Source organism: Leisingera aquaemixtae (assembly GCF_006740765.1).
Lineage (GTDB): Bacteria > Pseudomonadota > Alphaproteobacteria > Rhodobacterales > Rhodobacteraceae > Leisingera > Leisingera aquaemixtae.
In genome coordinates, this window is record NZ_CP041159.1 from 251,154 (window position 1) to 265,340 (window position 14,187).

The 14,187-nt window shown below is 60.3% G+C and carries 13 protein-coding genes and 1 tRNA gene; 6 read left to right on the plus strand and 8 right to left on the minus strand.

Annotated features, from left to right (window positions below; genetic code table 11):
* Positions 1-9 precede the first annotated feature (9 nt).
* Positions 10-86, plus strand: a tRNA-Met gene (locus R2C4_RS03035).
* Here the strand turns inward: R2C4_RS03035 and R2C4_RS03040 are convergent.
* From R2C4_RS03040 to R2C4_RS03060, 5 genes are all read right to left on the minus strand, one after another.
* Positions 43-1,731, minus strand: a complete 1,689-nt coding sequence (locus tag R2C4_RS03040) for a recombinase family protein (protein WP_141892021.1) — start codon at positions 1,729-1,731, stop codon at positions 43-45. The two genes, R2C4_RS03035 and R2C4_RS03040, sit on opposite strands and share 44 nt — an antisense overlap.
* Before the next feature lie 21 nt (positions 1,732-1,752).
* Entirely contained in the window at positions 1,753-1,932 is a 180-nt protein-coding gene (locus R2C4_RS03045; protein WP_141889534.1) for a hypothetical protein, read from the minus strand.
* Between the two features lie 268 nt (positions 1,933-2,200).
* On the minus strand, positions 2,201-4,426 hold the full coding sequence (locus tag R2C4_RS03050) for an AAA family ATPase (protein WP_141889535.1): 2,226 nt from the start codon (positions 4,424-4,426) through the stop codon (positions 2,201-2,203).
* A 94-nt stretch (positions 4,427-4,520) separates the two neighbouring features.
* Positions 4,521-5,435 carry a GIY-YIG nuclease family protein gene (locus R2C4_RS03055; RefSeq protein ID WP_141889536.1) on the minus strand — a complete coding sequence of 305 codons (915 nt, stop codon included), beginning with the start codon at positions 5,433-5,435 and terminating at the stop codon, positions 4,521-4,523.
* A 155-nt stretch (positions 5,436-5,590) separates the two neighbouring features.
* Positions 5,591-6,085 carry a hypothetical protein gene (locus tag R2C4_RS03060; RefSeq protein WP_244940772.1) on the minus strand — a complete coding sequence of 165 codons (495 nt, stop codon included), beginning with the start codon at positions 6,083-6,085 and terminating at the stop codon, positions 5,591-5,593.
* 132 nt (positions 6,086-6,217) lie between these two features.
* Here R2C4_RS03060 and R2C4_RS03065 point away from each other — a divergent pair, with 132 nt between their 5' ends.
* A complete protein-coding gene (locus tag R2C4_RS03065) occupies positions 6,218-6,397 on the plus strand; it encodes a hypothetical protein (protein ID WP_141889537.1) in 180 nt (59 codons plus the stop codon).
* Between the two features lie 491 nt (positions 6,398-6,888).
* Positions 6,889-8,502 carry a plasmid recombination protein gene (locus tag R2C4_RS03070; RefSeq protein ID WP_141889538.1) on the plus strand — a complete coding sequence of 538 codons (1,614 nt, stop codon included), beginning with the start codon at positions 6,889-6,891 and terminating at the stop codon, positions 8,500-8,502.
* Between the two features lie 318 nt (positions 8,503-8,820).
* Here the strand turns inward: R2C4_RS03070 and R2C4_RS03075 are convergent, their stop codons facing one another.
* A complete protein-coding gene (locus tag R2C4_RS03075) occupies positions 8,821-9,699 on the minus strand; it encodes a LysR family transcriptional regulator (RefSeq protein ID WP_141889539.1) in 879 nt (292 codons plus the stop codon).
* 478 nt (positions 9,700-10,177) lie between these two features.
* Positions 10,178-11,332 (minus strand): class C beta-lactamase, encoded by a 1,155-nt coding sequence (gene ampC, locus R2C4_RS03080; protein ID WP_141889540.1) that lies wholly within the window; start codon positions 11,330-11,332, stop codon positions 10,178-10,180.
* A gap of 292 nt (positions 11,333-11,624) precedes the next feature.
* On the opposite strand from ampC, the gene R2C4_RS03085 reads away from it, so the two are divergent.
* On the plus strand, positions 11,625-12,290 hold the full coding sequence (locus tag R2C4_RS03085) for a CatB-related O-acetyltransferase (RefSeq protein WP_141889541.1): 666 nt from the start codon (positions 11,625-11,627) through the stop codon (positions 12,288-12,290).
* A gap of 188 nt (positions 12,291-12,478) precedes the next feature.
* Complete coding sequence (locus R2C4_RS03090; RefSeq protein WP_141889542.1) at positions 12,479-12,691, plus strand: hypothetical protein; 213 nt, start codon at positions 12,479-12,481, stop codon at positions 12,689-12,691.
* 34 nt (positions 12,692-12,725) lie between these two features.
* Here the strand turns inward: R2C4_RS03090 and R2C4_RS03095 are convergent.
* A protein-coding gene (locus tag R2C4_RS03095; RefSeq protein WP_141889543.1) for an IS3 family transposase occupies positions 12,726-13,813 on the minus strand; the annotation gives its coding sequence in 2 pieces (ribosomal slippage) (positions 12,726-13,552 and positions 13,552-13,813; 1,089 coding nt in all).
* On the opposite strand from R2C4_RS03095, the gene R2C4_RS03100 reads away from it, so the two are divergent.
* The gene (locus tag R2C4_RS03100) at positions 13,794-14,183 is read left to right on the plus strand and encodes a cyclic nucleotide-binding domain-containing protein (RefSeq protein ID WP_141889544.1); all 390 of its coding nucleotides are present in this window, start codon (positions 13,794-13,796) and stop codon (positions 14,181-14,183) included. The genes R2C4_RS03095 and R2C4_RS03100 overlap by 20 nt on opposite strands.
* Positions 14,184-14,187: the final 4 nt, after the last annotated feature.

Sequence of the window (14,187 nt, forward strand, 5' to 3'; positions counted from 1 at the left end):
AACACCTGTCGCGGGATGGAGCAGCCAGGTAGCTCGTCAGGCTCATAACCTGAAGGTCGCAGGTTCAAATCCTGCTCCCGCAACCAACACAATTTCCTCAGAAATATCAAAGGCTTCAGGCGCGCCGCCCGGAGCCTTCTTCGTGTTCGGACCTCCCGCATCCGCCGCCAGCCGCAACAGCCCGGCCAGGTCGCCCTCAAGGAGCAGATCCAGGCCGGTGCCCTCTACCGCAGGCGTCAGCACGATACGCTCCACCAATGCGCGCAGCGCCTCCTTGGCGTCTTCCATGCCTTCGGCCGCGCCAAGGGTCCGGATCAGCCGAGACACCCGCTCGCGGTAGGCCTCCGCCATCGACGGGTGAAACACCACCGTGTCCGGGGCAGGGGTATGCTCCAGCTCCCGTTCCAGTTGCTGGCGCCGCGCGTCGAGCTCGATCATCCGGTCTTTCACCTGATCTGCGGGAATGCCCGCGATGATCGCATCCACAAGCTTCTGGTGGTCGCGCCTGGCACGGGCGAGCGCCTGTTCCTTTTCCTTGCGGTTCCCGGCGGCTGCCGCCTTCAGCCGGTTGCGCTCGGCAGTGTATTCTTCGCAGAAGACCTGCACCGCATCCGGATCCATCAGGTGGTTCGCCAGTGCATCCAGCACCCGGGCTTCCAGGTCGGCCTGCTTGATCGTGCGCTTGTTGCTGCAGACCGCGGCCCCCTTGTTCCTTGCCGGGGAGCATCCGAAGCTGTCCTTGGAGATCTTGGCAAAGCCGCCGCCGCAGCAGCCGCAGGCCATCAATCCGGAAAACAGCGTCTTCGGGCGGCGCCGGTCCCAGACCGGGACATTGGTGCCCGCGGTCTTCAGTTCGCCCTGGCGGGCCCGGACCGCATCCCAGAGATCCTGTTCGACGATCCGCAACTGCGGGACATTGGTGACCGTCCAGTCGCTTTCCGGGTTCAGGCGTGAGATGCGCTTGCCGGATTGCGGATCCTTCACGTAACGCAGCCGGTTCCAGACTTGCCGGCCGATATAGAGCTCATTGTTCAGGATGCCGGTGCCGCGCTGGCGATTGCCGTGAATGGTGGAAGCGCCCCAATGGCGGCCGGACGGGGCAGGCACGCGCTCCTTGTTGAGCGCTTCGGCGATCTTCTTCGGCGAAAGCCCGCGGGCGTAGTTCGCGAAGATCCGGCGCACGACATCTGCCTCTTCCGGGTGGATCTCCCGCTCGCCGCGGATCACCTCGCCGCTGGACGTGAGTTGCGGCTTCATGCGGTAGCCGTAAGCTTTGCCGCCCGCGGATTTGCCCTCCAAAGCGCGCCCCTTGAGGCCGCGGTGGGTCTTCATCGCGATATCCTTGAGCTGCAAGGCATTCATCGTCCCCTTCAGCCCGATATGGATCTCCGAAATCAGCCCTTCCGAGAGGGTCTCGATCGGGAGGCCGTTGAAGCAAAATTCCTGGTAGATATGGGCAATGTCGGCCTGGTTGCGGCTTAGACGGTCGAGAGCTTCCGAGACCAGCACATCGAAGGTGCCGCCGCGCGCATCGCGCAGCAGGGCCTGCATGCCACTGCGCATGAGGCTGGCACCCGAGATAGCGCGGTCAGAGTAGGTAGAAACGACTTCAAGTCCCTGTGCCTTGGCGTAATCTGTGCAGCTGCGGATCTGGTCCTCGACGGAAGCGTCGCGCTGCAGATCGCTGGAATAACGAGCGTAGATGGCGGCGCGGAGTTTGGGCTGGGACATCGGTGCCTCCGAGGATTGGTTCTAATCTGGCTTGTTCTCGTCCCGGTGGTCGGCGCGGGCGGCTTCGCGGGCCAGGGCGCGCATCAACGCGTGCAGCTGCGTTTGAGTGCAGGTCGTATCGGTCGGGCGGACGGTGGTATTGTCGGCGGGCGCGTTCGGTGCCCGCTGGCAATTGATATAGCTCTTTTGGTCCCGCGCCATAGGCCGAGGTCTCCCGCCGCTCCCAGGCCGGTGCCCGGGGCGTTTTTTTGATGCTGCTGATCTGGCCGGGAACTGCCCCGGCGGCTGTTGGCTTCATCATAACGGGAGCGGGAGGGCGGCGGCCCCCCGTGAAAGGAGGGAGATGCCGCCCCGGGGCCGGGTTTATGTGGATAACCTGGCTGGCGAGGGTCTTGTCTGGCGCCGCGCGGCGGCGCCGGGAGGTTTGCTTCCGGGAGGTCACCGGGCGCAAACTATTTCTGGGAGGGAGTTATCCGAAACCTGGGCCGAATGCAGTGGCTTCGTTTGAGATATCATCTCCGGTGACTTCCGGATCATCATCCGGGCCGGGCTTGCGAGGCAAGGCCTGCAGCCAGGACTTTACGGTGCTAGCGTCAAACTCGCGTTCCCGGGTCAGAACCGTGGCCATTTCCTGAAGGTGGTGCCTGTGTGGATACAGGAGGGTGCGGGCTAAGTCCTCGGCATGGTCGAGCTGGTCCTGCAGGCGCTTGCGTTCTTCTGCAGTCAAACGGGCAAAGTCCGGGGTCCCTAACCATGCGTTTCCATGAATGCCCAGTCCCAGTTCATAGTCCATCGACAAAGCAAGTTTTGCTGCTTGCGCCAGATCAGATGCCGCGCTGCCGCCTGCCCCGGCGGAGACGGTGCCGAACACCAGCCGTTCTGCTGCGCGGCCTGCGAGGTGGATCGTCATCTGCCGGTCGAAATCCGCTTCCAGCCCGGCGTGCGGCGGCGCGGTACGTTCAGTCAGCCCGCCGGCGGGGGAGAGACAAACACGTTTGATCTCTTCACCGTAGAGCCACGCCGTGATGACGTGCCCGCATTCATGCACAGCGATGCGCTCATCCAGCTGCTTCCGGTAGCTCTGTCCCTGGCCGAGGATCCGCTCCAGAAATCCGGGGTCGAAGCTGCGACCCTGGCGCCGCGCTCGCGCCCGGCCCTCGCGGATGCGGGCGTCGATGACGGCCGGTGTTTGTCCGGCCAGTTTCCGGGACAGCGGACCCAGATCTTGCGGGGAGTCCGGGAAGGCTTGCTCAAGCATGACCAGGATCTGTTGCCGGGTTGGAAGCGGCATCTCGTGATGCAGGTCGAAACGGCCAGGGCGCAGGATAGCCGGGTCGATTTTTCCGGGAAAATTGGTGGCGCCGATCAGCAGGATGCCCTCTTCGCGGTGCAGAAAATCGATCTGCCGCAGGAACTCGTTGATGACCTGCTGGCGGTAGGCTTGATTGCGGTCGCCGGTGTCGGCGCGAGACCCGCAGCTGTCGATCTCATCAATGAACAGCACACAGGGTTTGTGGAACTTGGCATCCCGGAAACAGATCAGCATGGCGGCAAGCATATCGCCAAGGTGGCCGTTGGCCTGCCAGGCGCCAAACGATCCTTGGATCAACGGGACCCCGGCTGATGCGGCGATGGCCGCGGCCAGTACGGTTTTACCGGTTCCGGGTTCTCCGTGGATCAACAGAGATCTGGACATGTCGCTCCACTCGATCTCACCGCGCTGCCATCTGTGCAGGTCCGCAACCAGGTCCGCCGCCGCCTGGTGGGCAGGAGAGGTGCCGCCGATGGCCTCGAGGGTGAGGGCACCGGCTCCGCTTGCCTGCATCCGGGTTCGGGAAATCGCCGTGGCCAGGCGCTCTGCCACGCTGCGCGCATCCGGCGCACGCAGCGCCAGAAGGATATCCGGGTCACCCAGTCGGGCCAGCACACTGTCGTCCGGGAGGGCCGGTTCCACGGCCTTCCGGTCGATCTTTCCGGTTGCGCTGTGGCTGTGCTCCATCTGTGTGATGAGGATGTCGCGGTTCAGCGGCTCCAACTTGACCGGGTTGGGTAGGACCGTACTGAGATTGTCCGGGAGGCTTTCGCCGTCCGGAAGCAGAATAAGCAGCGGGCTGGGCTGCTGCAACGCTTCGCACAAGTTGCGCTCCAACCGGTAGAGATCGCCAGTCCGGGACGTACCAGTTGAGGTTGTAACTTGAAGTACCCGGAGTCTCTGCCCGCGGGGCTGTTCATCTCCGCGGGTGGTGACCTTCCACTCTTCGGGCAGAATACCGCAACGGCAGACTGCCAGGATTTGATCTGCGTCTGCGGTGCGGAACCCGGAAAGCACGGTCACGGCACCCGGAGCCAGCAGAGTGTCCAGGACATTGCGGGATGAGGTGAAGGTGGCGGAAAGGCGCAGCGCGATGAGGCTCCGGCTTGGGGGCAGGACGGTTGCAGGGCGGCTGTGCCCTTGGTCGTCCAGCGCCCATCCGTCGATGCCGATTCCCCTGAGTTGGTCGAGCTCTGCGCTGTCCCGGTGCTGCGCTCTTGGCAGGTCATTGAGCGTGTCCAAAAGTCTGGATTTTGGATGGTCCTGAAAGGCGGCGTCACGTTTGCCAGCTGCGTTGCTTTGATCTGAGATCATCCGGCGCAAGACCTGTTTGCCAAAGGAGACCCAGGCGGGACGGGGAGAGTGAAGCGGGAACTGTGTCATTGGTTGTCTCCGGATAAGATGCAGGCAAAGGGGCGCCGCCCTCCCCGGACTCCGGGTTGGATGGGGCGGCGCTGAGAGGGCGGATGGAGGAGTGTCAGGCGGCGCCGTCCGTGGCGATCTCGTCCAGCATCCGGACGATCTCCGCGGTCACGTCCGCGAAATAGATCTCGCTCCTGACATTGATGGATCCGGCATAAAGAACGGGTGGAGCAATACTGTCCGAAAAGGCGGTCTTAAGACGCGCGTGCAGCCGTTTCTCAGTCTGCAGAGCACGTTGCCCTGTCTCCATAGGGACAGTCTTCAGGATCTGTGCTTCCACGCTGCGGTGCTTCAGCAGCTGGTGGCGCAGCCTGGAATCCGGGTTCCGGGAAAAGCCCAGCTTTACCAGCTGCGCGCCATTTGGAAGCTTGAACCGCATGGCGTAGAGATGGCTTGGCGCGGCAGGCCAGTTCTCTCCGCACCCGCCGCACCCGAAGCGGCCGGTTTGCATGTTGACCCGGGCCACCCTTTGTTCACGTCCGCATTCCAGATGCCGGTACAGACGATAGTTCGGGTCCCCGTCCGGATCGGGGCTGATCAGCTCCCAGCCTTGCGCGGCGGCTTCCTCTTGTTCCTTCCGGCTGTGGCAGGTCTCGCAGCGCACGTCGCAGATCCCCGCGGCCGCGCGCTTGATTAGTTCAAGCTGCCGCCGCAGCCGGTGACCGCAATCCGCGATGTAGAAGCCGTAGTGCCGGTTTTGCGGGTCGCGGCCTGCCCACTTTAGACCTGCGGCCTCGGCATCACCTTGCCAGCGCGCTTCGATGCAATGCGGGCATTGCGGCTGGCTGTTCATTAACACGAAAATTTTACCCATATGCGTTGCCCTGCATATCCGGCAGCGCAGCAACAGGTGGTAGCGGTCTTTGATACGCTTCAGGATATCAAAGCCCTTGCTCGCGGCGGTCTCGCGCCAACGCGCGTGGATGGTGGGCGGGAACTTGGCGGGGGTGGCGGTTGATGTATGGGTCATTGAGAACTCCATTTACGCAAAGCGGGAGAGGGGGCAGGCACCGGATATGGGGCACCTGCCGGGAAAATCTGGAATTGGGCATGACGCGGCTGGGCGCAGGCGGAGAGATCCGCTGCGTTGGCCAGGTCAGGTTATCTCAGGGGGGATTGGGCGGATCAGACCGGCGCGAATTCCGGGGCTGTCACTGCAATCTCCACCACGGCGTCGACTTGCCGCGCCGCGCGGTTCAGCGCTTCGCGGACACCGGGATCATCGGTGGTGAAAAGGTCCCGGTGCGCATACATCAGCTGCTGGAAACGCAGGGCCTCGTCCAGACTCTCAGCTTCGATGAGGAAGTGCAGCAGCATGGCCATGCGCTGCAGCGGACGGTCATTAGGTGAGGCGGTTTCGGCTCCGAAGACGCCGGATGCGAGCAGAAGGCAGTCCTGCCACTGGTTCTCAGCGGCCTCGGCAACCCCACTCGTTGCGGGGTCCCAGCTCATGCTGTGCGACAGGTCGCGGTCCATCGCGATGGCGGAATCCACCGTGTCGATGAGCACGGTAAATGTCCGGAAGATTGGGGTGGGTCTATCGCCCGCAATCGGTGCGGTAAATGCAGTATGCAAGTCTTTTGCCGCGCTGATGCGCGTGGTAACAGGTGCAGTAGCCATGGTGGTCTCCTCAACCGAGATCAGTGTGGTCAGGGCGGAGAGGTGGTAACGACACCTCTACCGTCCGCATATAGAGCATATGCGTTATATTGGAGCGTTGTCAATATACGGCATATCGCTTATTGGAGGTTTATGGCTAAGCAAACCGTATACCCGATCAAAAAGCTCGTTAACCTGACCGAAGAGCAGGCAAGTCGCATCACAGACTTTCGCTTCGTTCATAGACTGCAGTCTGAAAACGAGGCCATCCGCCGTTTGATTGAAATAGGATTGGATGCAAGCGCAAAGTCCAGCGGCGAAGATCAAGCCTAGTGTTCATCGCAACGGCGATCAGGATGCGACTTCTTAAGGCCGCCGAACAACCTCCTCACCTCCAGATTATTGAAAATCAATATGGCATTGCAGGCTCTCGGGAGGATCAGAGCTCAGTTGGCTGCACTACTGGTAGGCAACCAAGGGGCGATTGGAGAACGTCGGTGTCCGTGTGGCAGAAGTTCCACGCTCACCCATTAAGACAATCGAGCTCGGCTCTGATGCAAGGCCGGGAACCGGCCGCGCAAGCACCCGAAGGGCTGCTGGAGCGCCTCCCCGGCGTAAGGGGCAGACGAGGTAGCTTCAGCTACATATAGTCTGTCCCTATGGGGAGCATCTGCGCGCGTGCGGCGCGCCATTTTGTGCTGCCCCAAGTCTCAGAAAAACAATATTGCAACAGAAACCCGATAATTTACAGGGTGTTATGGGTCGGATCCGCTTTTGCGTTTTCGCCGAGGTCGCGTACTCGATGAAAAAAGGAGTACCGCGAAATGGCATACCAATTCATCCATATCGAAACTTATTCCCGCAAGCCGAAGAAGGTGAAGGGAACCAAAGATCAGTGGAACTGTGCGCGTCAGGTGTTTGAGGAAGCGCAGCGCAACCCGGACTTCTCCATGCATGTCGAAAACCCGCGCGCGCCGCTGCCTGTTCTGAGCCAAGGGGCGATGGATGTCGGTGATCTCCAAGCGCTGCATGATCGGCGATGCAGCGAAATCCGGGAAACCGTGACCGCGAAATCCGGAAAAGCCTACAGCCGCAGCCTACGGTCCGATGCGCCGACATTGTACACTGAGATCCATTCACACCCGATGGCATCCAAGGATTTCTTGGCGGATCGGGCAAGGCACCAGAAGGAGATCGCCCGGTGGGCGGACTTGGCTGTGCGGGATTTCCGGAAGCGGATGCCGGAAGGCGTCGCCTTCGCTGGGGTCATTCACCTGGATGAGGCGCATGTTCACATGCACATCCTCGCACTGAATGCGGGCGATCCCCGGTTGGATGCGAACAAGCTGCACGTGGGGAAGGCGGCGGCTGCGGTATACCGGGCCGCGCATGACAAGCCACAGACGCTTTCGTCATTGCCGAAACCGGAATTGCTGCCGAAACCCATAAAGCCGAAGAAGCCGCGCCCGAGCAAGAACCGGGTCACCCAGAAAAAGAATATGGCAAAGCATGAAAAGGCATTGGCCGAATGGCAGGCCGCTTGCGCCAGGGTCGAGGCCGGCAATGCCAGAAAGCTCGAAGAATGGTCCGTAGATAATGGGCGGCACCTGCATGCCGCACGGAAGAAAAGATCCGGGAAAAACCCGGAGAAGGCCGCCTTCACGGCGGCGATGAAAGCCTTTCAAGACCGCTACTACGAAGCGGTCGGCAGGCCCTGCGGGCTTCTCCGGAAGGGGCCAGGCCACGAGCGCCTGACCACCAAGCAATACGCCGCGCGCAAGGCCGGTGCCAAAGCCCGCGCGGAAGAGCAGCTGGCGAACCTTCGGTTCGAGACCCAACTGGAAGTGCGGGAGCAGGCGCTGGAAGCGCGGGCTCGCCGCATCGAGGACGAAGAAAATTCTTTGAAGAAGAAAGAGGCTGAGGTCGGAGTAAGAGAAGAAACGGTGTTGAGTAGAGAGAGGGAGGTTGAAGCCAGGGAACGGGTTTTGGAACAGGAGACAGAGCAGATCCGGCTGCGGGAGGCGAGCTTGACAGAGCGGGAAGCTGAACAAAGCCTCCGGGAAGAAGAGGCGGGGGCAGTACTGGGACGGGCTGAGGCACTTAATTTGGGGTTGGAATTGATCCGAAGAGATCAGCTGCGTTGGGTCCCCGATAGAAAAGGCGATGGGGGCAGGCTGGTGCATGGCCCGCGCGATGCTGCGGAACGCCCGCTGCCTCTGAAGATGCACACCCGGCTTGAACCAGCAATGTCGCTGCTCGAAATCCTTCTGAAGATCATCGCAGAGATAATTGAGGACGCATTGCACGAACAGCGAATGGAAATTGCCCGGGACGCTGAGGCCGTGGCGGAATGCCGAAGGCGGCTGGATTTGCGGGAAGATCCTGTCGTTACCGGGATCTTGCAACGCGGCACCCAAGACCAGAGATTTGATTTTTGACATCGGCGAAAGGTCTGCTGGGAATTCTCAGCCTGGAGGTTATGGCAGTAGGGGGAGTCGCTGCGCTTATGTTGGACGGCAGGAACGCGCAGAAAGCGACCTTTGCAAACTCAAGGTTCAAACGGCGGCAATGCGGGACTTTGCTCCCATTCCCCTTCCAGATGTTTGCTGACGCAGCATTCTATTGCAGATGCGGCACGCTCATCGCTGCGATGCAGCCGATGTCGCCAGACCGGTCATTCAATGCCAGGCTGGCCGAGCGACATGCCGCGCTGGCATTCGGCGGCTGTGAGCCCAGACTACCAAATGCTGTGCGAGCTATGCGGCTACTTCGATCGAGCGATCCAGAACCCATTCTCGAAAGCTGATCATAGCCGGTGTGGGAGGTTTGTGAGCAGGATATGTTAGCCAGTAGCGCCCGGTTTCTATTTGAGCTGGAAATGGTGCGACCAGCCGCCCAGCCTCCAATCGCTCTGCAAACATTGCCGGGGAAAGCAGCGCAACTCCCGCCCCTGTCTCAGCTATGTCCGCCATTGCGATGGAGCTGTCAAAAATCGGGTCGCACAGGTTGGGGCAGACTGAACCGGCTTTGTCAAACCATGCTGGCCACTCATCCGCGCGGTAGGAACGCAAGAGAACTTGGCCGTGCAGATCAGCAGGCTTTTTCAATTTTTCTGCGAGGCGGGGAGAGCAAAGCGGCGTCAACGGTGCTTCCATAAGCGGAACGGCCTCCATCCCGCTCCATCGCCCCGCGCCGAAACGGATTGCCATATCCAAGCCTTCCTTGGAAATATCCACCCGGTTGTTGTTGGTCCAGATGCGGAGGTCGATCCCCGGATGGGCGGTGCGGAAAGGGGCCAGCTGCCGCATCAGCCAGCCAACGGCAAAGGTCGTGACAACTCCCACATGCAGCGTTTCCTGGTACCGCCCGTCCAGAAAACCGTCGAGAACCCGCCCAACCCGGTCAAGGCTGTCGTTGATCACAGGGAACAGGGCTATGGCCTCATCTGTAAGGAGCAGGCCCTTGGGCGTCCTGGTAAACAGCTGAACCCCAAGTAAGTCTTCCAGCCCTTTGATCTGGTGGCTCACAGCTGCCTGGCTGACCCGCAGCTCAATAGCCGCTTGGGTGAAGCTTCCCTGCCGTGCGGCAACCTCGAAGGCGCGCAGGGCGTTCAAGGGTAGATTGGGACGGTCCATGCGCTGGCTTTCCTACGTTCGGGATCGATTGGGAGGGCCGCCTCAGCCTCGCCTTTCCCGTTTGTGACTGCAAGGTGGGAAGCCGCAATGGGTTCATTGGTCTGTTTGCGGAGGCTGGCTGCAGGAGAAGGGCAGGAACGAGCCCGGTGCGCCCTCCATCACCATGATCCAACTGAGCTGATCCGCAACCTCAAGGTCGGCATCATTTGAGGGGCAGGCCGAAACCCGGGCTTGGCAGCTGGTTGCGATGAACGACTCGTTTGAAGCCCGAAACCCTGTGCTGAGCTCAGGGAGGCCCGCGTCGTAACTGCGCCAGGCTTTCGTGTAGATGCTGCATTTTTCGAGAGACCAGGTATCGAGCGCTGCAAGCGGGGGTGCGCAAGCCAGTTGAAGAGCGAGTGCCCAAAACACCTTCTTCATTTGCGGAAGCCTTCAAATAATTGGTGCCGCCGCTGTTTAAGCGGCGGCACAGACCATATTACTGCTGATCTGCAAGCACGCTCTGGATGAAAGCGTAAGTTGCCCGGATGCGTGCTTCGTTCGGGATGTTCCGGTTTGCCAGAACAACCACTCCCAGGTCTTCTCCCGGCAGGAGGGCAACATATGATCCAAAACCATTGGTCGAGCCGGTTTTGTTGAGGATGACGTTCTCTTGCGGGGGCAAGGGCGGATCGAGTTTCTCCATTGGCTGCGGCTTCAGAATGTAGGCGTAGCTGTTGCCTTTAATCATCTGTTCCAAACCGACCGGCCAAGGATACTGCTCCCAGATCATGTTCTGAACGTAGGCGTCTGTCCGGCCCAGCCCCTGCCGGGTTCTTTCCAGAGCAGTGCTGAGGTCTTTCGGGGCATTGGCGTGCCCCAAGTGAAGCTCCAGCAGACGCACCATGTCGCGCGCGCTGGATTTCACGCCATAGGCTTCATCGTCCAGAACCCCGGGATTGACCCGGATTGGACGGTCCGTCTTGCGGTCGTAGCCATATGCGTAGCGCTCCATTGCCTCTTTAGGGACATTCACCCAGGTGCTTTGCAGGCCCATTTCTGGAAACAGATCCTGCTCCACCGTGTCCGCATATCCCATACACAGGACATTGGAAATGATATGCCCCAAGAGACCAATGCTGATATTCGAGTAGCTTCGGGTGCCTGCTTCGTTTGGCTGCCAATCGGCCAGCCAGTCCACGAGGACTTCGGTGCTTGCTGCAGTTTCCGGCACCTGCAGGGGCAGCCCCCCGGAGTTGTGAGTTGCGAGATCCATCAGCGACAGGTCCCCGAAAGCGGAGCCTTCAAGGTCCGGCAGCCGATCTGAGACCTGCTCGTTCAGGTCCACATCGCCGCGTGCTTCAGCCAGGGCGGCCAGGCTGACGTTGAACAGTTTGCTCACCGACCCAAGCTCGAAAAGCGTATCCGGGGACGCTGCAATGTTGTCCTCACGGGAGGCAAGGCCTGCCGCATAATAGTAGGTCTGCCCGCGGTGCGTCACACCGACAACCATCCCCGGCACGTCGTATTCCTCGATAACGGACGCGAAGCTGCTCTCAGCCAGCTCTTGCATTTGTGCGTCGGTCCAGGGCGCGGCGGCGAGCGCAGCCGGAAATGACAGCAGCGTGATAGCTGCAACTGTAAGAAATTTCATGTCTGCCTCATTACTTGAGCCCCCATATGGGCAGGAGCGGCTCTACAGTCAGAGATCGCACCGCTCAAACGAGAAATTGTTGCTCGCACTATTAGATTTTCTATACCCTCTCTGGCGTTGCATCTGCATCCTGAACATCACCTATTAAGGGACGCCTGACCGCAACCCGCTGGCAGGCTTGATGTCCTTTCGGGGGCCGAAGCCGCGACCATGTGCCAGCAGTCAGGCGAACCTGCTAGCCGCTGGGCTGGCGTGATTTAATTCTGCATTCAGAGGTAGAGACTTAGCGACAATGGCACCCGGGAACACACAAACAAAGCACTGGTCGAAAGTTGAGCTGCTGCACGAGACCGTCAAGAACCCCAACATTCATCTTCGCGGGACGCACAGCTATTACAGCGCAGCATGGACCGGCTCGTTCGAGGAAAGCGTCGTGCGTTACCACTACGGCGACGAGTATAGCCTCAAGACATGGGATCCCCTGTGGCCCATCGATCAGCTCTACATCGGCGATTACGTTTGTATCGGCGCGGAGGCGGTCATCCTGATGGGCGGAAACCATACCCACCGGACGGATTGGTTCAGCCTTTACCCCTTCCCCGAAGTCATCCCGGATGCCTACATCGGGAAAGGCGACACCAGAATCGGTGATGGGGCCTGGATCGGCATGCGGGCAATGATCATGCCTGGCATTACGATCGGCGAGGGGGCTGTTGTTGCCTCAGGCGCAGTCGTCACCAAGGATGTCGCCCCCTACACAATTGTCGCAGGCAATCCCGCCAGCTCAATTCGACAGCGCTTTCCGGACGCCTCGGTTGCAAGGCTGCTGGAGCTGGAAATGTACAGTTGGGATGAAGCGAAATTCACTGCTCTGAGGAGGCACATTACAAGCCAGGATATCGATGCCCTGGCTGCGGCGTCGGATGAATACGATCAAAAGCATGGGGCACCGATTTGAGGGAATGGCTCTGGGCGCTCAGTCCGGCATCTCATAGGCATGATGCGTTTGATACCACCCGCGTCCATTTGCGGGGCAATTGCCGCGACGGGGTTTGGTACAGCCTGATTGGAGGTTTCTGGGCCTGTGCCGGTCTGCGCCAAAACGGTAATCGTTAGAGATCGGATGCAAACTCTCTAGGAAAAGTTATGCAGGACCAGAACTCTACACACTCCATGTCCCCCGGAATCGTTCTTCGGCACGCGACTGATCCCGATGAACTGGCTGCTTGCTTTCCGGTGATCTCCACATTGCGCCCCGCGCTCAAGGACGTTTCTGAATGGGTGGAAGCCGCGACAAATATGGCGGCAGACGATTATCGCGTCCTCGCTGCATGGGATGGAGGCCAGGTGCTGGGGTAATCCCCCCGTTTTTGCGGGGGCTTGGTCGTAGAATTTACGCGGCCATCTTCAGTTTCTGTGCAGGTGTCATCCCGCCGTTGCCCATGTTCGGGCGTTCATGGTTGTAGGACCAGAGCCACTCGGTGGCAATCTGCTGAACCTCTTCGATGCTTTCGAAAATGTATAAGTCCAGCCATTCGTGCCGGACCGTCCCGTTGTAGCGCTCGACATAGGCGTTCTGTTGAGGCTTTCCGGGTTGGATGTATGCCAAGGCAATGCCCCGGTTCTCGGCCCATTCCATGAGGGTGCCACTGACGTATTCCGGGCCGTTGTCGACTCGAATTGTCCCAGGGGCACCACGCCATTCGATGATCTGGTTCAGGGCTCGAACAACCCGTTCCGCTGGCAGTGAAAAGTCGATCTCAATGCCCAGTCCTTCGCGGTTGAAGTCGTCCAGAACGTTCAGCAGCCGGAATTGCCGTCCATCCCCCAGCCTGTCGGCCATGAAGTCCATCGACCAGACCTCATTCGGGACCTCAGGCACAGCCAGTTCGTCCGGCTTTTCCCGCTTCAGACGCTTGCGCGGCTTGATCCGCAGGTTCAGCTCCAGCTCGCGGTAGATCCGGTACACCCGCTTGTGGTTCCACCTATGACCCTGCACGTTGCGCAGATACAGAAAACACAGGCCAAACCCCCAAGTCTTCCTTGCAGCCGTCAGGCCGAGGAGCAGGCCGGCGATTTGCTCGTTCTCCCCGTCCAGCTTCGGGCCGTACCGATAGCACGTCTCACTGACATCGAATGCCCGGCATGCCAGCGCAATGCTGACGCCCTTCATCGCCACCGCCTTCACGGCCAACTCTCGGCGCTGAGCTGGCCGGATCATTTTTTTCCGAGCGCCTCCTTCAGCAGGTCGTTCTGCATGCTGACGTCAGCGTACATGCGCTTCAGCCGCCGGTTCTCCTCGGCCATCGCCTTCATCTCACTGATAAGACTGGCGTCCATGCCGCCATACTTCGCCCGCCACTTGTACAACGTGGCGCTGCTCATCCCGTGCTCGCGGCACAGCTCGGCGGCAGGCACACCGCCCTCCATCTGGCGCAGCACACCCAGGATCTGGGCTTCTGTGAATCGTGTCTTCTTCATCGGAATCTCCTCGTTCATCCTGCCGAGAAAATTCTACTTCCGCATCCCCTTAAGATCGGGGGGGATTACCCTGGGATTGCATGTGAATTTCCGGGCAACGGCGACGTACAGTGCCTCGGCGCTGACCCCACTGAAGCTCGCCGCTGTCGATCCTCGTCGTGTCATAGAGATCTCCCAAAAGTTTCCAATCATCGCTGCCGGGTTGAGTTGGTGTACTGCGCGGGAGTTCGCAATTCTTGGCGATCAGGCGATACGGCTCGGCAGATTGTCGGCCCGGCAGCGGCTCGCACATCTCTTCCTGGAACTCTGGCACCGGTTTGCCTTGATCCAGGACGAAAAGGGGAACTGGCTCGAGATACCGATGACCTAGCAAG

What these genes read in the sequence shown, in the direction of transcription:
- R2C4_RS03040 (WP_141892021.1), bottom strand. Translation starts at nt 1,731, where the DNA reads ATGTCCCAGCCCAAACTCCGCGCCGCCATCTACGCTCGTTATTCCAGC.
- R2C4_RS03045 (WP_141889534.1), bottom strand. Translation starts at nt 1,932, where the DNA reads ATGGCGCGGGACCAAAAGAGCTATATCAATTGCCAGCGGGCACCGAAC.
- R2C4_RS03050 (WP_141889535.1), bottom strand. Translation starts at nt 4,426, where the DNA reads ATGACACAGTTCCCGCTTCACTCTCCCCGTCCCGCCTGGGTCTCCTTT.
- R2C4_RS03055 (WP_141889536.1), bottom strand. Translation starts at nt 5,435, where the DNA reads ATGACCCATACATCAACCGCCACCCCCGCCAAGTTCCCGCCCACCATC.
- R2C4_RS03060 (WP_244940772.1), bottom strand. Translation starts at nt 6,085, where the DNA reads ATGGCTACTGCACCTGTTACCACGCGCATCAGCGCGGCAAAAGACTTG.
- R2C4_RS03065 (WP_141889537.1), top strand. Translation starts at nt 6,218, where the DNA reads ATGGCTAAGCAAACCGTATACCCGATCAAAAAGCTCGTTAACCTGACC.
- R2C4_RS03070 (WP_141889538.1), top strand. Translation starts at nt 6,889, where the DNA reads ATGGCATACCAATTCATCCATATCGAAACTTATTCCCGCAAGCCGAAG.
- R2C4_RS03075 (WP_141889539.1), bottom strand. Translation starts at nt 9,699, where the DNA reads ATGGACCGTCCCAATCTACCCTTGAACGCCCTGCGCGCCTTCGAGGTT.
- ampC (WP_141889540.1), bottom strand. Translation starts at nt 11,332, where the DNA reads ATGAAATTTCTTACAGTTGCAGCTATCACGCTGCTGTCATTTCCGGCT.
- R2C4_RS03085 (WP_141889541.1), top strand. Translation starts at nt 11,625, where the DNA reads ATGGCACCCGGGAACACACAAACAAAGCACTGGTCGAAAGTTGAGCTG.
- R2C4_RS03090 (WP_141889542.1), top strand. Translation starts at nt 12,479, where the DNA reads ATGCAGGACCAGAACTCTACACACTCCATGTCCCCCGGAATCGTTCTT.